At 64.8% G+C, this 17441-nt stretch carries 18 protein-coding genes; 9 read left to right on the top strand and 9 right to left on the bottom strand.

Annotated elements, in window-relative coordinates; translation table 11 throughout:
* The first annotated feature begins 101 nt into the window (after positions 1-101).
* Positions 102-857 (top strand): IclR family transcriptional regulator, encoded by a 756-nt coding sequence (locus DOD19_RS23185; protein ID WP_112188390.1) that lies wholly within the window; start codon positions 102-104, stop codon positions 855-857.
* Positions 858-935: 78 nt separating this feature from the next.
* Positions 936-1952 (top strand): LacI family DNA-binding transcriptional regulator, encoded by a 1017-nt coding sequence (locus DOD19_RS23180; RefSeq protein ID WP_024978446.1) that lies wholly within the window; start codon positions 936-938, stop codon positions 1950-1952.
* A gap of 30 nt (positions 1953-1982) precedes the next feature.
* Here DOD19_RS23180 and DOD19_RS23175 read toward each other — a convergent pair whose 3' ends face one another.
* Positions 1983-3767 carry an IlvD/Edd family dehydratase gene (locus DOD19_RS23175; RefSeq protein ID WP_112188388.1) on the bottom strand — a complete coding sequence of 595 codons (1785 nt, stop codon included), beginning with the start codon at positions 3765-3767 and terminating at the stop codon, positions 1983-1985.
* A gap of 353 nt (positions 3768-4120) precedes the next feature.
* Here DOD19_RS23175 and DOD19_RS23170 point away from each other — a divergent pair, with 353 nt between their 5' ends.
* Positions 4121-4669, top strand: a complete 549-nt coding sequence (locus DOD19_RS23170; protein WP_024978448.1) for a hypothetical protein — start codon at positions 4121-4123, stop codon at positions 4667-4669.
* Between the two features lie 4 nt (positions 4670-4673).
* Here DOD19_RS23170 and DOD19_RS23165 read toward each other — a convergent pair whose 3' ends face one another.
* The gene (locus tag DOD19_RS23165; protein WP_024978449.1) at positions 4674-5333 is read right to left on the bottom strand and encodes a cysteine hydrolase family protein; all 660 of its coding nucleotides are present in this window, start codon (positions 5331-5333) and stop codon (positions 4674-4676) included.
* Positions 5334-5468: 135 nt separating this feature from the next.
* On the opposite strand from DOD19_RS23165, the gene DOD19_RS23160 reads away from it, so the two are divergent.
* Positions 5469-6455 carry a helix-turn-helix domain-containing protein gene (locus DOD19_RS23160; RefSeq protein ID WP_112188386.1) on the top strand — a complete coding sequence of 329 codons (987 nt, stop codon included), beginning with the start codon at positions 5469-5471 and terminating at the stop codon, positions 6453-6455.
* A gap of 47 nt (positions 6456-6502) precedes the next feature.
* On the opposite strand, the gene DOD19_RS23155 is transcribed toward DOD19_RS23160, so the two are convergent.
* Both DOD19_RS23155 and DOD19_RS23150 read right to left on the bottom strand, forming a co-directional pair.
* Positions 6503-6685: a glycine zipper 2TM domain-containing protein gene (locus tag DOD19_RS23155; RefSeq protein ID WP_112188384.1), complete on the bottom strand. Its 183-nt coding sequence runs from the start codon at positions 6683-6685 to the stop codon at positions 6503-6505.
* A 72-nt stretch (positions 6686-6757) separates the two neighbouring features.
* Entirely contained in the window at positions 6758-7318 is a 561-nt protein-coding gene (locus DOD19_RS23150; RefSeq protein ID WP_024978452.1) for a YggT family protein, read from the bottom strand.
* A gap of 176 nt (positions 7319-7494) precedes the next feature.
* On the opposite strand from DOD19_RS23150, the gene DOD19_RS23145 reads away from it, so the two are divergent.
* Positions 7495-8058, top strand: a complete 564-nt coding sequence (locus DOD19_RS23145) for a YbhB/YbcL family Raf kinase inhibitor-like protein (RefSeq protein ID WP_112188382.1) — start codon at positions 7495-7497, stop codon at positions 8056-8058.
* Positions 8059-8078: 20 nt separating this feature from the next.
* On the opposite strand, the gene DOD19_RS23140 is transcribed toward DOD19_RS23145, so the two are convergent.
* Genes DOD19_RS23140 through DOD19_RS23120 form a run of 5 tightly spaced genes read right to left on the bottom strand, consistent with a single transcriptional unit; the run spans position 8079 to position 12101 of the window.
* Entirely contained in the window at positions 8079-8372 is a 294-nt protein-coding gene (locus DOD19_RS23140) for a DUF971 domain-containing protein (RefSeq protein WP_024978454.1), read from the bottom strand.
* Entirely contained in the window at positions 8359-9318 is a 960-nt protein-coding gene (locus DOD19_RS23135) for a HEAT repeat domain-containing protein (protein WP_112188381.1), read from the bottom strand. Before DOD19_RS23135 ends, DOD19_RS23140 begins: the two co-directional genes overlap by 14 nt.
* A 7-nt stretch (positions 9319-9325) precedes the next feature.
* A complete protein-coding gene (locus DOD19_RS23130) occupies positions 9326-9592 on the bottom strand; it encodes a ferredoxin family protein (RefSeq protein WP_112188942.1) in 267 nt (88 codons plus the stop codon).
* A gap of 2 nt (positions 9593-9594) precedes the next feature.
* Positions 9595-11319: a fumarate reductase/succinate dehydrogenase flavoprotein subunit gene (locus DOD19_RS23125; RefSeq protein ID WP_112188379.1), complete on the bottom strand. Its 1725-nt coding sequence runs from the start codon at positions 11317-11319 to the stop codon at positions 9595-9597.
* Positions 11316-12101, bottom strand: a complete 786-nt coding sequence (locus DOD19_RS23120) for a GntR family transcriptional regulator (RefSeq protein ID WP_112188378.1) — start codon at positions 12099-12101, stop codon at positions 11316-11318. The genes DOD19_RS23125 and DOD19_RS23120 overlap by 4 nt, the downstream gene beginning before the upstream one ends.
* Positions 12102-12495: 394 nt before the next feature.
* Between DOD19_RS23120 and DOD19_RS23115 the strand changes: the two genes are divergently transcribed.
* From DOD19_RS23115 to yjfF, 4 genes are all read left to right on the top strand, one after another.
* Positions 12496-13485: an ABC transporter substrate-binding protein gene (locus DOD19_RS23115; protein ID WP_112188376.1), complete on the top strand. Its 990-nt coding sequence runs from the start codon at positions 12496-12498 to the stop codon at positions 13483-13485.
* Positions 13486-13583: 98 nt separating this feature from the next.
* Positions 13584-15173, top strand: a complete 1590-nt coding sequence (locus tag DOD19_RS23110) for a sugar ABC transporter ATP-binding protein (RefSeq protein ID WP_112188940.1) — start codon at positions 13584-13586, stop codon at positions 15171-15173.
* Positions 15170-16219, top strand: coding sequence for an ABC transporter permease (locus DOD19_RS23105; protein ID WP_112188374.1), 1050 nt, complete (start codon positions 15170-15172; stop codon positions 16217-16219). The genes DOD19_RS23110 and DOD19_RS23105 overlap by 4 nt, the downstream gene beginning before the upstream one ends.
* Positions 16216-17289, top strand: a complete 1074-nt coding sequence (gene yjfF, locus DOD19_RS23100; RefSeq protein ID WP_024978461.1) for a galactofuranose ABC transporter, permease protein YjfF — start codon at positions 16216-16218, stop codon at positions 17287-17289. The genes DOD19_RS23105 and yjfF overlap by 4 nt, the downstream gene beginning before the upstream one ends.
* Positions 17290-17441: the final 152 nt, after the last annotated feature.

Below are 17441 nucleotides of genomic sequence, written 5' to 3'. Positions count from 1 at the left end.
CCCGCGTGATCGTAGAGACGGCGATGCGGGGTGTCCAACACGGTGACGCAATTTCCAACCTGTTGGACAATCGAGCCAATCATGAGCGGAGCAGGTTTTCTGTGAAGACAGACTACGAGGTGCCAGCACTCAAGCGTATTCATGACGTGCTGGAAATACTTTGCGCGGCAACGTCTCCCGTCCGTCCGGCCGCATTGGCGCAGGCGACGGGCATGTCCCGAAGCACGCTGTACCTGCTGCTGGAGTCTCTGGAAAAGCGCCGCTGGATCGAAAAGCGGGCCGACGGCTATCTGATCGGCCTGACCCTGTTTGAGCTGGGCAACGCCTATTTCCGCCACGACAGCTTGTTGGCCGCGTTCCGGCGTGAGTCCGCCGCCTTCGTGGCCACACACAACGAGGTCGTCCAGCTTGCCGTGCTCGACGGCACGGAAGTCGTGTACATCGCGCGAGAGGATGCGCCGCGGCCGGTCCGCCTTGTGTCGGATGTCGGCCTGCGCCTGCCGGCGCATTGCTGCGCGCTGGGCAAGGCGCTTCTCGCCAGCTTTGATGACGAAGCGGTGTGCGCGCTGCTGCCTGCCCGTCTTGCCGCCATGACGGAGCGCACCACCACGCGCCGGGCCGATCTCCTCCACGAGCTTGAAAGCATTCGCGTGCGGGGGCTGGCGACGGAGCGTGAGGAGGTGGTAGCGGGGCTGGCCTGCTTTGCTGCGTTCGTCGGTGTCACGCCGCTGGGAAAGCACGTTGCCGTGAGTTCCAGCGTGCCCATCGGCCGACTGGATGCCCGCAGGGAGAAGCGCCTCGTTGTTGGTGTTGCCGGCATGGCGGACCGCATCGGCCGCGCGCTGGCGCAGGCCTAGCGCCCGGCTGCATCATCGCCGGTTCCGCTATGATCGCCACTCCCTTTCCTCTTTCCCCTTGCGCATAGACGTTTCTCAATGACCACCGGCCCCACACCTCCTCGCATGTCCGATGTGGCGCGCATTGCCGGCGTGTCGAAGATGACGGTATCGCGGGTGCTGGCAGGCGGCAGCGTGTCGCCCGCAACCCGTGCCCGTGTGCAACAGGCCATCGATGCGCTCGGTTACGTTGCAACGGCCGCTGCCGGGATGCTGTCCAGCGGCCGGTCGGAATTCGTCGCTGCCTTGGTGCCGTCGCTGGCCAGTTCCAACTTTGCCGATACCGTGCGCGGGCTGACGGATGCGCTTGCGCCGCATGGCCTGCAATTGCTGCTGGGTGACACCGATTACCACCTCGACCAGGAAGAGGCGCTGGTGAAGTCGCTTCTGCGCCATCAGCCGCGTGGCATCGCATTGACAGGGCGCCACCACAGTGCAGGCACGCGCGCGCTACTGGAGCGCGCCGGCATCCCGATCGTCGAGATGTGGGATCTGCCTGAGCGCCCGATCGATAAGGCGGTCGGGTTCTCGAACGCCAAGGCGTCGCTCGCGATGCTGCGTCACCTGTACGCGCGGGGCTACCGGCGCATCGGTTTCCTGTGCGGCGCAAGCGAGCTGGACCGGCGCGGTACGGACCGCCTGCGCGGATACGTAAGCGGAATCAAGGCGCTTGGCCTTGGCGAGCCGCGCGTGATCCGCCTGGGCGACTCGCCCATCACCATGAGCCACGGCGGGCCTGCCATGGCCGCCTTGCTGGAAGCGTGGCCCGATACCGATGCCGTGATGTGCGTGAGCGACATGTCCGCATTCGGCGCCATCATGGAATGCCATCGGCGCGGCCTGTCCGTGCCCGGCGACATCGCTGTTGCAGGGTTCGGCAATTTTGAAGTCGCGTGGTGTTGCCACCCGACCATCACGACGATCTCCGTCGATGCCTATGGCATCGGGCTGCGCACGGGCGAGGTATTGCTCGATGCGCTGGGCGTTAGCGAGGCCACGGGCGCGCGCAAGCTCTCGCACATCGAATTCAGCGTTGTCGAGCGCGAGAGTGCGTAGCCGGCAGCGCGCCGCCGGCTGCTTCCTGCGTCAATGCGAGTGCCGTGGATTGCCGCGCGTCTCGATGACATTCAGATACAGCGTTGCCGGCTCCAGGCATCCGCCTGTTGAAAGCTGCCCGACGAACTTTCGATAGATTTCCTGCCAAGGCGTTTGTGACTGCGGCACGCTGAACGTTGCGCTTTCACGGCGGCGTTCAAGCTCGTCCGCGTCGATCAATACATCAACCTTGCGCGCATTGAGGTCCACGCGGATGCGGTCGCCCGTGCGCAATAGCGCGAGGCCGCCACCCGCTGCCGCCTCCGGAGACATGTTCAAGATGGACGGGCTTGCGGAGGTGCCGCTCTGCCGGCCATCGCCCATGCACGGCAGCGATTCGATCCCTTGCTTAACGAGCGCCGCCGGCGGTGCCATGTTGACGACCTCGGCACTGCCCGGATAGCCGACCGTTCCGCAGCCACGGATGACCAGGATGCAGCGCTCGTCAATGGCGAGGGCCGGATCGTTGATGCGGGCGTGATAGTCCTCGGGGCCATCGAAGACGATCGCTCGCGTCTCGAAGACGTTTTCCGCGCCGGGTTCGCTCAGGTAGGTTTGCCGGAACGCCTCGCCCACCACCGACATCTTCATGATGGCGCTGTCGAAGAAGTTGCCCGACAGCACGATGAACCCCGCGCGGTGCTTCAGCGGTGCATCCACAGGAAAAATCACGTCGCTGTCGGCGGCAGGGGCGGCATCGGCAATCGCGCCGATCATGCGGCCCGACACGGTGGGGCAATCGCGCCGCAGCAAGCCGCCCGCGTCGAGCTGGCGCAATACGGCCGGCACGCCGCCCGAGCGGTGGAAGCTCTCACCCAGGTATTCGCCTGCCGGCATGCAGTTCACCAGAAGCGGAACCGATTCTCCGTGGCGCTGCCAGTCTTCGAGGCTCAGTTCCACGCCCATGTGGCGCGCGATGGCGATGAGGTGAGGAGGGCAGTTGGTCGACGCGCCCAGCGCCGAGGCCACCATGATGGCGTTCTCGAACGCCGCGCGCGTCATGATTTTCGAGGGGCGAATGTCTTCGTGCACCAGGTCGACGATGCGCTTGCCGGTGGCATAGGCCATTTGTCCGCGCTCCCGATACGCCGCCGGAATGCTGGCACACCCAGGCAGCGACATGCCCAGCGCTTCGGCCAGGCTGTTCATCGAAAGCGCGGTGCCCATCGTGTTGCAGTGGCCGATCGACGGTGACGACGCGGTGGTCAACTCCATGAAGCCTTCGTAGTCGATGTCGCCGGCAGCCAGCCGGTTGCGCGCATGCCAGATGACGGTGCCGGAGCCGACCCGTCTGCCATCGTGCCAGCCGTCCAGCATCGGCCCGCCAGACAGCACGATTGCCGGCAGGTCGACCGTGGCGGCGGCCATCAGGCAGGCGGGCGTGGTCTTGTCGCAACCGGTCGTCAGCACAACACCGTCAAGCGGGAACCCGTGCAAGATCTCCACCAGGCCGAGATAGGCGAGATTGCGGTCGAGCGCAGCGGTCGGGCGGCGGCTTTGTTCGGCAAGCGGGTGAACCGGAAACTCCATCGGAATGCCGCCCGCGTCCCGTATGCCGGCCTTCACACGCTGCGCCAGTTCCAGGTGGTGCCGATTGCACGGCGCCAAATCGTTACCCGTTTGTGCAATGCCGATGATCGGCCGGCCCGACTGCAGCTCTTCGCGCGTCAGGCCGTAGTTCATGAAGCGTTCGACATAGAGGGCAGTCATGTCTGCGTGGCTCGGATCGTCGAACCAAAGCTGGCTGCGTAGTCTGCGTGGGGGTTGGGTGGGCATGGTGTCTCGGTCGTGATGTGGAACTGGGTTCCCTCTGCGGGGAATCGGCGTGGAGGTTTCCGGAGGCTTGTGATGCGATTTTGGTACCGGTAACAACAAATAGTAGAGCTGGAAGAACGCGCAGGCAATAGCGGGCCGGCGATGCGGCGTCAGGCCATGCCGGCGGCGGCCGCATCAACGATACGTGCGCGTTGTCAGCCCCCCTCCGGGGGAGGGTGTCTGGATTTGCCGACATCCACCTGAGTGCAAGCGTTTGCCCGGTGCCGCCTGAGAGGGAGGCGTCCTGGTTTCACGATTCTGCAAACAAGCCACCCTATGTTGTGCCGATCTTCGGGGGAGGATAGGAGGCTGCCATGCAGGGGTTATCTGCACGATTCGAAAAAACCGACGCGGGGCGCCGTGAAATTGCCACGCGCAACGGCGCGCTCAGCCGCACAAGCCGAGCACTGCTGATCATGGTGGATGGCCACGTCACGGGCGAGGACCTTGCCGTGCGTGCCGGTCAGCTCGGCCTGGAGGCGCAGGCCGTGTTCGAGCTGATGCAGGCCGGGTTCATTCAGAGCGCAACCGATGTTGCCGGCGACGCCGTCTTCGTTCAGGTGGCCGAGCCGCAGCCCGAGGCACCCGAAGCACCCAAGGCGGGTGCCTCCGCAGCACCGGCGCGCAAGCGTTCGCTGGCGGCGGCGCGCATGTACCTCATGGACATTGCGGCACGCACATTCAGCTCGGCCGAGCATCCGATCCGCCAGCGCCTGGTCGAGGCCACCGACCGCGCCTCCGTGGAAAGCGCGTTCGATGCGTTGCTGGCGGCCCTGCGCGAAGCCACATCGGCGTCGATGGTGGAGCAGGTGGAGGTGTCGTTCCGCGGGTTTCTGCCGGCCGAAGAAGGGGCGGCCGGCTGAACGGTCAGGCTGCCTGTTGCGCCACTTCATCCTTGAGCAGCCCGCGCGCCCGCTGATTCGACTTGTAGATGTTGTCGCGCACCGGCACCGCGCCGGTCTTCACGCTGTGCACCCATTCCTGGGTCGACATCACCGCCGCGAAGCGCGATTGCAGCACCACGCTGAACACGCGGTGGATCTCTTCCGCACTCGCAAAGCCGGCTTGGTTCTGATACGGCACCGCGCCTGATGCATCGTGCAGGAACTCCACCGCCGTGCCGTTGTGCAGGGCGTGGTTGATGGTCGATGCGTCGCAGTTGTGCGTCATGTAGCCGACCACGGCGAGCGTATCGATGCCGCGTGCTTCCAGCCATTGCGCCAGGTCCGTCTCCGGATAGGCGCTGGGCAGCAGCTTGCGCAGATAGTGGTCATGCGGGCGCGATGCCACCACCGGGTGCAGTTGCCAGCCATCGGTGTCGATGGCAAACAGCGGCGAGCTGGCCGGCGAGGTCTGCTGCACGACGATCACCGGAATGCCGGCTTCGCGCGCCGCATCCATGGCAGCACCAACGTTGGCCACAGTCTGTTGCGGGTCCGGATACTCGATCGGCAAGCCGCCCGTGAAGTATTCGTTCTGCACATCAATGACGATCAGGGCGCGCTTCGGGGTGTTGTTCGTGGTCATGGCTGACTCCTCAAGGTCGGTTGGAGCGGGCAGTTGCGTGAGCCCGTGGACAGCATCTTCGCGAATGTCTATCCTTCCCGACAGTGGCCCGGAAGACGTTTATCGAAAGAATCGGGCCAAAGCGCGGAGCCCCGTATGCCACCTCAGCAAACTCAGCATCCTCAGGAAATCGCCGTTCTGGCATTCAACGACATCAGCCCGTTTCACCTGTCCGTGCCGTGTCTCGTGTTTGAAGACCGCATCTGGGCGGGGCTGCCGTCCTACAACCTGCGCATCTGTGCGGGGGAGCCGGCCAGGAAGGGCGGCCTGCGCACCACTGCCGGGTTTGCCGTGCAGACCGACTTCACACTTGAAGACGCTGCCCGCGCCGACGTGCTGATCGTGCCGTCATGGCGCGATACGAAGGAGCGGCCGCCGGCGGCCATGGTGAACGTGGTACGCGACGCCTACGCGCGCGGCGCTACGGTGGTCGGCCTGTGCCTGGGCGCCTTTGTGCTGGCGGAGGCAGGTGTGCTCGACGGCCATGAGGCAACCACGCACTGGAGCGCCGCCGATGCGTTCTCGCAGCGCTACCCGCGTGTGAAGCTTGTACCGGATGTGCTGTATCTGGACGCCGCCGACGGCCGGCTGGTGACATCCGCAGGCACGGCCGCCGGGCTGGATTGCTGCCTGCACCTGGTGCGCCGCTGGCATGGCGCGGAGGTGGCCAACCGGATTGCACGGCGGCTGGTGGTGGCGCCTCACCGGCAGGGCGGCCAGGCGCAATACATCGAGCAACCGCTGCACGATGCGCCAGGCGGCGATCGCCTGTCGGACCTGTTGAACTGGACGGTGGCCAACCTGGCGGAGCCACATTCGCTCGACTCGCTGGCCGAGCGCGCGGCCATGAGCCGCCGCAATTTCACGCGGCGCTTTCGTGAGTTGACGGGAACCACCGTCGGCCAATGGTTGCTCGGGCAGCGTCTGGCCTATGCGCAGCGCATGCTGGAGACCACACGCCAGCCGGTCGAAGCGATTGCGCAACTGGCGGGGTTCGGCAGCGCGGTATCGCTGCGGCAGCATTTCAGCCGGACGTATCACACGTCACCCAGCGCCTACCGGGCGTTGTTTGCGCAAGCCTGAAAAAAAAGCGGCTGGTCGGCCGCTGTATTGATTACTTGATTACTTGGTTACTTGCTCAGCTCGTGCCCGATGACGGCGCCGGCTGCGGCACCCCCGATCGTCCCGGCTGTGCTATGCGTGATCTCGTGGCCGGCCACACCGCCTGCCACTGCGCCGCCTGCCGTACACGCCGTGAGCGTGGGAGCCAGCACGACAATCGCGCAGACCAGCGCTGTTTTCCATGCGTTCATGATGTCCTCCTGAGGTGCCGGCCAGATGCAGCGGCCGGCATATCCCTCAGTCGAGCAAGGCGCGTGCCGCCCTCACATGAACAACGGCGAGAGCGACAGATGCGACAGCGCGATCACGATCACCTGCGCAATCACCAGCAGGATCAGCGGAGACAGATCGAGCCGGCCGCCCAGCGGCGGCACCACGCGGCGGATCGGGCGCAACAGCGGATCGACCAGCGTGTTCAATACCGCGCCCATGGGCGATGCCGGCCCCATCCATGACAGCACGGCCGACGCAATGGTCACCCACACCAGAACGTTGAACGCCCACTTGAGCACCGTAAAGAGCGCCGCCACAAAGCCCATCGGCACGAGCGCCATCGGGCTCACGCCCACCGATGCCAGCAGCAGGAACAGATACACAAGCGCCGTGGCATAGGCCGCCACCAGCGACGACCAATCGATATAGCCCGTGGCCGGAATCACGCGGCGCAGCGGATGCACCAGCCAGCCGGTCAACTGGAAGATGGCCTGCGACAGCGGATTGCGCGGTGACAGCCGCACCGCTTGCGTCCAGGCGCGCAGCAGCAGTGCCGCGCCAAAGAGCGAGAAGATCGTGTCGAGCAGAAAACGCGTGATATCGCCGAACATGCGTCCGGTTCTCCTATGGTCAGGTCAGGCAAGAGCGCGCGGCAAACGCTGCGCTGGGGCGCGGTATTGTCGCACGGCAATCTGACGTCCATCTGTGCGTTGATGCCTCTGCGCACGGGCTGCGCATTCGCGTATTGTTGTGCCCGTTTGCCGCTTTTCCTGCCAGGAGACCTGCCTTGAAGCCAACCCTGTTTCGCGCGTTGTTGTCGCTGGCGTGCCTGTCTGCTGTGCCGCATGTGCATGCGCAGGCCGATGGCACGTTCACCGTCGAGTCCCCCGCGTTTGCCGACAACGGCGTCATGGACCGCAAATACGCCGGCAAGAACCCCGCCAACGCCAACTGCACGGGAGACAACGTCTCGCCGCCGGTGCACTGGTCCAACGTGCCCGCCGGTACCAACAGCCTCGTGCTGATCGCCACCGACCCGCAGGGCGCGGGCGGCCTGGGCGTGAACCACTGGATGGCCTACGGCATCCCGGCTGCGCAGACGAGCCTGCCCGAAGGCGCTGGCACCGGCGGTGCTTTGCGCATGGGCCAGAACGCCATCGGCAAGCCGGCCTACCTCGGGCCGTGTCCGCCCAAGGGCACCGGCATGCACCACTACGTCTTTGTGCTAATCGCCACGGATCTGGCGCCGGACGCGCTGCCCAATGGGCTCACGCGCGCTGAACTGGACGCCGCAATCAAGGGCCATAGCAAAGGCGCCGCCGCCTGGGTTGGCCGGTTCGGCAACTTCTGATGGATGCGAGCCCGCCACGTTCAGCCGGCCGCGGCAGTTGCGGCTAACTCGGCCAGATACGCCCACGGATAAATGCCGCGCGCATGCCCATCGCTGAACACCAGTTGCATACCGTAACCAGCGGGCTCGACGGTGGTGACGCGCACGTTGGCCGGCACGTTGATGGGCGTGCCGTGATGGCGCTTGAACTGGCACTCCGCACAGCGGCATGCCTTGCGCAACATCACGTGGCTTAGCGCCACAATGGCGTCCGCCCAGTGCAGGCGCAACCGGCCTTGTGCGATGTCGTTGTCGATGTGCTCAGGCGGCTGCACGGGCGCCCTCGATCTGTGCCAATGCGATCCGCACGGCCTTGACGACTTCCGGGTCGCTATCGCCTTCTGCTGTGCGCAACGCGGGCAGGGCAGAGGCATCGCCGGTCTCGCCCAATGCGAGCGCAGCCTCCTTGCGCAGATTGCTGATCGGGTGCGCGAGCAGCGCGGCGAGCGCATCCACGGCATGCGCGGCGCGCCACCGGCCCAGCGCGCGGGCGGCTTGCAGACGGACTTGCCAATACGCATCTGCCAGCGCATCGACCAACGCTTGCGTGACGTCCGGGTCAGGCGCGAGCGCCCGCAGCTTGCCGAGCGTGCTGGCGCTTTCCTCGCGCACGCGCCATGCGGTGTCGTGCAGTGCATCCAGCAGCGCCGGCAGCACGGTGGCATCGGTGGCAAGGCCGAGGGCACCCACTGCGGCACGGCGTACCTCGGCATCTGCGTCATGACGCGCGCGTTCCGCCAATGCAGGCAATGCCCCCACATGCTTGCGCCAGCCGAGCACCGCAACGGCCTCACGGCGCACGGCGGCGTCGGCGTCACGCAAGGCGTGCAGAGCGGGCGTTTCGCTCTCGGGCACGCGCAACTCACGAAGCCCGCGCAACGCGGCGGCGCGTACAAAGGCGCTCGCGTGGTCTACGTAAGGCAACAGCGCAGGCGCAGAGTCGGGCGATTTCAAATCCCCCAGGCCGATTGCCGCCGCATCACGCACGGCGCCATCCACGTCTTCCAACGCGCGGGCGAGCGCGGCCACGGTATCCGGCTGCTCCCATGTCGCCAGGATGCGCGCCGCTTCGAGTCGAACCTCCGGCGCGGGGTCGTGCGCAAGCAGCGCAATCACGTTGGGCAGCGCATCGGCGTCTTCTTCATCCGCGATCTGCAGCAGGGCAACGCGGCGGGTGGTGGCATCTGCGTCGCGCAGGCGCGCCAGGAGGGTTGTTGTCATCGTCACCTCAGCGCAACAGGTACGGGATGTCGACCCTGACCGCGCCTGTCGGGCAGTCCTGCTCGCAGGGCATGCAGTACCAGCATTCGTCGAATTGCATGAAGGCCTTGCCCTTGGTCAGATCAATGGCCAGCAGGTCGAGCGGGCAGACGTCGACGCACACGGTGCAGCCCTTATCGGCAATGCACTTGGCTTCGTCGATGGTGACGGGCGCACTGCTGCGTGAGGTGACGTCGTGCGGCGTGTGGGTGAAATGAACAGTCGTCTGTTGCATGGTCATGCAGCCTTCGGAATGCGCAGGTGCGCGTAGGAATCGGTGCCGAGCACATCGACAGGGATGGCGTACGGTTCAACCGCCTGCTTGCGGCTGGCCATGGCGCCATGCGCGTCCTTGTACAAGCGCGTGTGGCAGAACCAGTTGGCGTCGTCGCGCTCGGGGTAGTCCACGCGGTGGTGATACAGGCCCCAGCGGCTCTCGGTGCGGAAGAGTGAGGCGCGTGCGGCCATCTCAGCGCAATCGCGGATGAAGCTGACTTCCATTGACCGCATCAGCTCGTGCGGGTTGCGCGCGTGCAGGTGCGTGATGTCTTCGGCAATCTCGTCGAAGCGGCGCAGGCCGATCTCCATCTTGCGCGTGACCTTGGGCGGCTGCAGGTAGTCGTTCACCATGCGGCGCAGCTTGTATTCCACTTGGGCGGGAGCCAGGCCGTGATCGCGCTGCAACGGCGCAAAGATGCGCGCTCGCTCGTGGGTGATCTGTTCGGCGTCGATGCGGGCGTCGCCTTGCCGGCCGGCGATGTAGTCCGCCGCGTTCTGCCCCGCAAACCAGCCATACGTGAACGCGCCGAGCATGTAGTTGTGCGGCACGGCGGCCATGTCGCCGGCGGCGTAGAGCCCGCACACCGTTGTCTCCGCGCGCGCGTTCACGTGTACGCCCGACGCGCTATGCCCGCTGCAGAAGCCGATTTCCGAGATGTGCATCTCCACCATCTGCGTGCGGTAATCGGTGCCGCGCCCGGCGTGGAAGCGGCCGCGGCTGGGTCGCTCGTTGGTGTGCAGGATGGTCTCGATGGTCTGGATGGTTTCTTCTGCCAGATGGTCGAGCTTGAGAAATACCGGGCCCTTCCCACCCTGCAGCTCCTGGTAGAACTCCCACATCATCTGGCCGCTCCAGTAATCGCACTGGATGAAGCGTTCGCCGTGGGCGTTGGCGGTGTAGCCACCCAGCGGGCCGGTCACATACGCGCAGGCGGGGCCGTTGTAATCCTTGATGAGCGGGTTGATCTGGAAGCATTCCAGGTTGGCAAGCTCTGCGCCCGCGTGATACGCCATCGCATAGCCATCGCCTGCGTTAGTGGGGTTCTCATACGTGCCCATCAGGTAGCCCGACGATGGCAAACCAAGCCGCCCCGCAGCCCCGCAGCTCAGCACCACGGCCTTTGCGCGCACCACGAGAAAATCTGCAGTGCGGCAATCGAACCCGAGCACGCCGCAAGCCGCGCCATTGGCATCCGTCAGCACACGGGTGACGACAATGCGGTTGGTGATCTCGACTCGCGCACGCTTGAGCTGCCGATACAGCACCTTTTTGATGTCGTGGCCCTCCGGCATCGGCAGCACGTAGCTGCCCATGTGGTGGACCTTCTTGACGGCGTAGTCGCCGGTTTCGTCCTTCTCGAACTTCACGCCCCAGCGGTCGAGCTGCTCGATGGTGGCAAAGCTGTGCTGTGCATACGCATACACGGCCGATTGGTCGACGATGCCATCGTTGGCCAGCGTGATTTCGCGCGTGTATTGCTCCGGCGTGGCATGCCCGGGAATGACGGCGTTGTTCAGCCCATCCATGCCCATCGAGATGGCGCCGCTGCGCTTCACGTGCGCCTTGTCGATCAGCAACACGCGCAGCGCGGGGTTGCGTTCTTTTGCTTTGATGGCCGCCATCGGGCCGGCCGTGCCTCCGCCCACGACGACGAGGTCGTACTCCAGTTCCAACGTGTTCATACAGTGCCTTGCAGAGGAAGGATGGATTGCGCGTGCGCCGCCACTTGCCGATCCAGGCGGAGCCGGTACTGGAAAGCGTCGCCACGAAAATAGAGGCGTTCAAAGTCGATGGGCGTGCCTTGTGCGTCATGCGTCAGGCGCTCCACGCGCAGCAGCGCTGCGCCCGCGCCCGTGTCGAGCGCTGCGGCGGTGGCGTGGTCAGCCAATGCCGCATCAATGGCGAGCGTCGCGTGGCCGAGCGCCACACCTGCGTCCTGCTCCAGCACAAGAAACACATCGCGCGCGACGAGGTCCGCTCGGGCGACGATGCTGCCAAGTGCTTCCGGCAGCCACGTCACCTCAAGCGACACCGGCAATTGATCCAGCAACCGCACGCGAAGCAATTCGGTGACGGGCGAACCGGACGGCAGTTGCAGCGCCTGTGCCACATCGGTCGGCGCGGGCACTGTCCGCAGCTTCAGCACATGGTTGCGAATGGCATGACCTTGTGCCGACATCGCCTCGGCAAAGCCCTGCAGCGCCGTCACGTTCTGGAACGCCTTGGGTTGGCTGACAAACGTGCCTTTTCCGTGGCGGCGGAAGATCAGCCCTTCGTTCTGCAGATCGGCCAACGCCTGACGCACGGTGATGCGGCTGGCGTTGAACTGCTCGCCCAGGGCCGCTTCCGACGGCAGCAGTGATGCCGGCGCGTAGTGGCCACTGAGAATGCCCTCGCGCAGCGTGCCCTTGATCCGCTCATAGAGCGGCAGGGCCGGTTGGCGGTGCAGGTTGGAAGTCGTCATCAGGCGCGGAACTCGTCATAACAAGTGCGCCCAGTGTAAGAAGCAGCCGTATGCAGCGGAACGAAGCTTTTTCGATATGCATGCTCGGTTTTTGGCATGCGCCACCGCTACCGCTCTGGCTGAGCGGGCCGCACGGCTGCCGTCGCATCGCGCGATTTTGGTGCGCTGCACGATGCGCAAACGCCAGGTCTGATATCAAAAGCGATATCAGTTGGCCCCCAAAAAAACATTAGACGGTCATGTCAGGCTGTCAATACCATGGCTCACCACGAATCACCGGCAAGGGAAGACGGGCGCCACATGCCGGATTTGACTCGTGTACCGCGTTGCAAAGACGACGTGCGCAGCCCCGGGGGCAGTCACCCGCTGCGTTCCACCATAAAGGAGACAAACGATGGAAAAAACGAGCGCCGCGGGCGCCAGACGGACCGTGTTGACCTTCCTGGCCGCAGCCGGTGTGCTGCTGGCTACGGGCTTGACCACAGCGGCTCACGCGGCTGACAAGTCGTTCACCATGGGCTTTGCCCAGGTGGGCGCCGAGAGCGAATGGCGTACCGCCAATTCGGAATCCATCAAATCGACGGCCAAGGCGCAGGGCGTGAACCTGAAGTTCTCCGACGCGCAGCAGAAGCAGGAAAACCAGATCAAGGCGATCCGCTCGTACATCGCGCAGAAGGTGGATGTCATTGCGTTCTCGCCAGTGGTGGAATCCGGCTGGGACACCGTGCTGCAAGAGGCCAAGGCAGCCAAGATTCCGGTCATCCTCACCGACCGGGGTATCGACAGCAAGGACCCCTCGCTCTACACCACCTTCATCGGTTCGGATTTCGTCGAGGAAGGCCGCAAGGCGGGCCGTTGGCTGCTGGAAAACGTCAAGCCCAAGGGCGGCGACGTGAACATCGTCGAGCTGCAAGGCACTGTCGGCTCAGCGCCTGCCATCGACCGCAAGCGCGGCTTTGAAGAGATCATCAAGGCCGACTCGCACTACAAGATCATCCGCTCGCAAACCGGCGACTTCACCCGCGCCAAGGGCAAAGAGGTGATGGAAGCCTTCCTCAAGGCCGAGGGCAAGAAGATCAACGTGCTGTTCGCGCACAACGACGACATGGCGATTGGCGCCATCCAGGCCATTGAAGAGGCTGGGCTCAAGCCGGGCAAGGACATCACCATCATCTCCATTGACGGCGTGAAGGGCGCGTTTGAAGCCATGATGGCCGGCAAGCTGAACGTTACGGTGGAATGCAGCCCGCTGCTCGGGCCGCAGCTGATGGATACCGCGCGCGCCGTGCTGGCCGGCAAGACCGTGCCCAAGCGCATCGTCACCAAGGAAGGCATCTTCCCGATGGACGTGGCGGCCAAGGAGTTCCCGAACCGCAAGTACTGAGTACTGAGCTGCGTTCGCAAGCCCTTTGCTGAACCGGAGTATGCCGGCAGGGCGGGTGACTCCGCCTTGCGGGCATGCACCATCAACAGGTGACATCCATGTCGGATCACGTTGATCATGCCGCCGCGTCAGATGCCCGTGGCGCGTTGCTGCACATGCGCGGCATCTCCAAGAACTTTCCTGGCGTGCAGGCGCTGGCCGGGGTCGATTTCCGCTTGTTTCCCGGTGAAGTGCATGCCTTGATGGGGCAGAACGGCGCCGGCAAATCGACGCTCATCAAGGTGTTGACCGGGGTGGAAGCGCCCGATGCGGGCGAGATCCTGCTCGGCGGTCAGCCCATCGCTCCGGGCTCGCCGCTGGAGGCTCAGAAGCTCGGTATCAGCACGGTGTATCAAGAGGTCAATCTCTGCCCGAACCTGACCGTGGCCGAGAACATCCACATCGGCCGCTTCCCCATGCGCATGGGCAGCATCGACTGGCGCGCCACCAACCGCGCCGCGCAGGCGCTGCTAGCCGATCTGAACATCCACATTGACGTGACGCTGCCGCTGTCGCTCTATCCGGTGGCCATTCAGCAGATGGTGGCGATTGCCCGCGCGCTATCCACCGAAGCCCGCATCCTGATCCTGGACGAACCCACCTCCAGCCTGGACGACGACGAAGTGGCCCGGCTGTTTGCCGCCATCCGCACGCTCAAGGCACGCGGCATGGCCGTGCTGTTCGTCACGCATTTTCTGGAGCAGACCTACGCGATTGCCGACCGCATTACCGTGCTGCGCAACGGCCGGCTGGAAGGCGAATACGCTGCGCGCGATCTGCCGCAGCTGCAATTGATCAACAAGATGGTCGGGCGCGACATTGATGCAAGCCGCTTCGAGCGCACCGAGGTGCCGCCTGTGGATGACACTGCGCCAGCATTCCTGAGCGCGCGTGGCATGGGCCGCCGTGGTGTCGTGCAGCCGCTCGATCTGGACGTGCGCCCCGGGCAGGTGCTGGGCCTGGGCGGCCTGCTGGGCTCGGGCCGCACCGAGACCGCGCGCCTTCTGTTTGGCGTGGATCGCAACGATGCGGGCTCGATCAACGTGCAGGGCCAGTCGCATCAGTTCAGCTCCCCGCGTGACGCCATCCGTCAGGGCATCGGCTTCTGCCCGGAAGACCGCAAGACCGAGGGCATCATTGCCGAGCTGTCGATTCGCGAGAACATCATCCTCGCGCTGCAGGCCAAGCGTGGGCTGTTCCGCTATCTGCCCAAGAAGCGCCAGCGCGAGATTGCCGACCAGTACATCGCTCAGCTTGGCATCAAGACGCCCGACGCTGAAAAGCCTATCGGCCAACTCTCGGGCGGCAACCAGCAGAAAGCCGTGCTCGCACGCTGGCTGGCGACCGACCCGGCCATGCTGATCCTGGATGAGCCCACGCGCGGCATCGACATTGCCGCCAAGCTCGACATCATGGACCTGGTGACCGCGCAGTGCCGCAAGGGCATGGCCATCCTGTTCATCTCCAGCGAGCTGCCGGAAGTGCTGCGTGTGAGCCACCGGCTGGCGATCCTGCGCGATCGCAAGAAGGTGGGCGAGCTTGCCGGCGCCGATGTGACGGAAGACAACCTGTGCCACGTGATTGCCGGCGGCGACGTGCCCGCCAGCCAGTCCAACACCCAGTCCACCACCACCGGAGGCGCCGCATGAACCCCGCCAGCCTGCGTGCGCTCACCGGCCACCGATTGTTCTGGCCGTGCGTGACGCTACTCCTGCTGTGTCTGCTCAACGCGTGGTTCAACCCGCATTTCTTTCACCTCGACATTCGCGGCGGGCATCTGTACGGCAGCCTGATCGACATCCTCAACCGTGCCGCGCCGCTGATGCTCATATCCCTGGGCATGACGCTGGTGATTGCCGTGGGCGGCATCGATATTTCAGTGGGCGCGGTGGTGGCCATTTCCGGCGCCATTGCCGCATCGCTCATCGGCGGCACGCTGGTGGTGCAGAACGGCTTGCCTGTGTATGTAACCAAGGTGCCGCTGCTTCTGGCGCTGCTGGCTGCCGTGGGCGCAGCGCTGGTGTGCGGCCTGTGGAATGGCTTGCTGGTGGCAGGTGCAGGCATGCAGCCCATCATTGCCTCGCTGATCCTGATGGTGGCCGGGCGCGGCGTGGCGCAGCTCATTACCGGCGGGCAGATCATCACCGTCTACTACGAGCCGTTCTTCTTTGTGGGCAACGGCTATCTGTTCGGGCTGCCGTTTGGGCTGTACATCGCGGCCGCCGTGCTGGGCCTGCTGCTGTTGTTGATGCATCGCACGGCGCTCGGTCTGTTTATCGAGGCAGTCGGCATCAACCCCGTGGCAGCGCGGCTTGCGGGGCTGAACACCAAGGCGCTGCTGTTTGGCATCTACGGATTCTGCGGTGCCATGGCCGGCATTGCGGGGCTCATCATCTGTTCGAACGTCAAGAGCGCGGACGGCAACAACGCGGGGCTGCTGCTGGAGCTTGACGCCATCCTGGCTGTCACGCTGGGCGGTACCTCGCTGGTGGGCGGCAAGTTCAGCCTGTGGGGCAGCGTGATCGGCGCGCTCATCATCCAGACGCTCACCTATGCGATCTACTCGATGGGCGTGCCGCCCGAGATCAACCTCGTCGTGAAAGCCGTGGTGGTATTTGCCGTGTGCCTGGCGCAATCGGAAGCGTTTCGCAGCATGTTCTTTCAACGCCAAAGCCGTGCAGGAGCGCAGTCATGAGAATCAATCCACGCCGCTTGCCGTTCTACGTCACGCTGTTCCTGTTTGCGCTGCTGTTCGGCTTTGGGTCTGTGACTTACACGGGCTTCTTCAGCGTGCAGGTGTTTCTGAATCTGCTGATCGACAACGCGTTCCTGATGGTCGTTGCCATTGGCATGACGTTCGTCATTCTGTCGGGCGGTATCGACCTGTCTGTGGGGGCGGTGGTGGCGCTTACCACCATGATCTCCGCCGCGCTGGTTGAACATCACGGCTGGTCGATTGGCGTGGTGGTGCCGCTCGTGCTCGCTGTCGGGTGCCTGTTCGGCTTGATGATGGGTGTGCTGATTCAGGTGTTCCGCATCCAGCCGTTTATCGTCACGCTGGGCGGCATGTTCCTCGCGCGGGGGCTGTGCTACCTCATCAGCATTGATTCGATCAGCATTACCGACCCGATCTACACCACGCTGTCGCAGTACAAGATCCAGGTGGGTGGCGGCAACTACGTGTCGCCCAGCGTGGTGATTGCGCTGGTGGTGTTTGCCGCTGCGGCGTGGCTCGCGCATTGCAGCCGCTTCGGCCGCACGGTCTATGCGCTTGGCGGCAATGAACGCTCCGCCTTGCTGATGGGCTTGCCGGTGGCGCGCACGCGCATCCTCGTCTATGTGCTCAGCGGCTTCTGCTCGGCACTGGGCGGCGTGCTGGTCACGTTCTACATGCTCTCCGGCTACGGGCTGCATGCACAGGGCATGGAGCTGGACGCCATTGCCGCCACCGTGGTCGGCGGCACGTTGCTCACCGGCGGCGTGGGCCTCATCAGCGGCAGCGTGGTGGGCGTGCTGTTGCTGGGCGTCATCCAGTCGTTGATCACCTTTGACGGCACGCTCAGCTCCTGGTGGGCGCGCATCGCCATTGGGGTGTTGCTGTGCGTGTTCTGCCTCATGCAGCGTTTTCTGGGGCGCGCGCAACGCGGGGTGTCGGTGCCGCCGTCAAGCCCGCACAAGCCTGTGCGGCGCCCGAATGAAACGACCAAGGACACAGCTCCCTCGGCCATCGTCATGCGGTCGCACGCCATGCCGCCGTTCAACTAGGCACGCACGCTCGCGCTGCTCGAAGTCGGCTCGTCGCTCGCGCGGGCCGACCCTCGGATGTCTCCCCTCACGCACTCGAATTGACAACGCATGCACCGGTGCAGGGCGCGATGTGGGCGCTTTGACTCACGCACTTAAGGTATTTCGCGGCC

It is taken from the genome of Ralstonia sp. GX3-BWBA (genome assembly GCF_003290055.1).
GTDB lineage: Bacteria > Pseudomonadota > Gammaproteobacteria > Burkholderiales > Burkholderiaceae > Ralstonia > Ralstonia holmesii.
This window is presented reverse-complemented; position numbering and strand designations above follow the sequence as displayed.

What these genes read in the sequence shown, in the direction of transcription:
- DOD19_RS23180 (WP_024978446.1), top strand. Translation starts at nt 936, where the DNA reads ATGACCACCGGCCCCACACCTCCTCGCATGTCCGATGTGGCGCGCATT.
- DOD19_RS23175 (WP_112188388.1), bottom strand. Translation starts at nt 3,767, where the DNA reads ATGCCCACCCAACCCCCACGCAGACTACGCAGCCAGCTTTGGTTCGAC.
- DOD19_RS23170 (WP_024978448.1), top strand. Translation starts at nt 4,121, where the DNA reads ATGCAGGGGTTATCTGCACGATTCGAAAAAACCGACGCGGGGCGCCGT.
- DOD19_RS23165 (WP_024978449.1), bottom strand. Translation starts at nt 5,333, where the DNA reads ATGACCACGAACAACACCCCGAAGCGCGCCCTGATCGTCATTGATGTG.
- DOD19_RS23160 (WP_112188386.1), top strand. Translation starts at nt 5,469, where the DNA reads ATGCCACCTCAGCAAACTCAGCATCCTCAGGAAATCGCCGTTCTGGCA.
- DOD19_RS23155 (WP_112188384.1), bottom strand. Translation starts at nt 6,685, where the DNA reads ATGAACGCATGGAAAACAGCGCTGGTCTGCGCGATTGTCGTGCTGGCT.
- DOD19_RS23150 (WP_024978452.1), bottom strand. Translation starts at nt 7,318, where the DNA reads ATGTTCGGCGATATCACGCGTTTTCTGCTCGACACGATCTTCTCGCTC.
- DOD19_RS23135 (WP_112188381.1), bottom strand. Translation starts at nt 9,318, where the DNA reads ATGACAACAACCCTCCTGGCGCGCCTGCGCGACGCAGATGCCACCACC.
- DOD19_RS23130 (WP_112188942.1), bottom strand. Translation starts at nt 9,592, where the DNA reads ATGCAACAGACGACTGTTCATTTCACCCACACGCCGCACGACGTCACC.
- DOD19_RS23125 (WP_112188379.1), bottom strand. Translation starts at nt 11,319, where the DNA reads ATGAACACGTTGGAACTGGAGTACGACCTCGTCGTCGTGGGCGGAGGC.
- DOD19_RS23120 (WP_112188378.1), bottom strand. Translation starts at nt 12,101, where the DNA reads ATGACGACTTCCAACCTGCACCGCCAACCGGCCCTGCCGCTCTATGAG.
- DOD19_RS23115 (WP_112188376.1), top strand. Translation starts at nt 12,496, where the DNA reads ATGGAAAAAACGAGCGCCGCGGGCGCCAGACGGACCGTGTTGACCTTC.
- DOD19_RS23110 (WP_112188940.1), top strand. Translation starts at nt 13,584, where the DNA reads ATGTCGGATCACGTTGATCATGCCGCCGCGTCAGATGCCCGTGGCGCG.
- DOD19_RS23105 (WP_112188374.1), top strand. Translation starts at nt 15,170, where the DNA reads ATGAACCCCGCCAGCCTGCGTGCGCTCACCGGCCACCGATTGTTCTGG.
- yjfF (WP_024978461.1), top strand. Translation starts at nt 16,216, where the DNA reads ATGAGAATCAATCCACGCCGCTTGCCGTTCTACGTCACGCTGTTCCTG.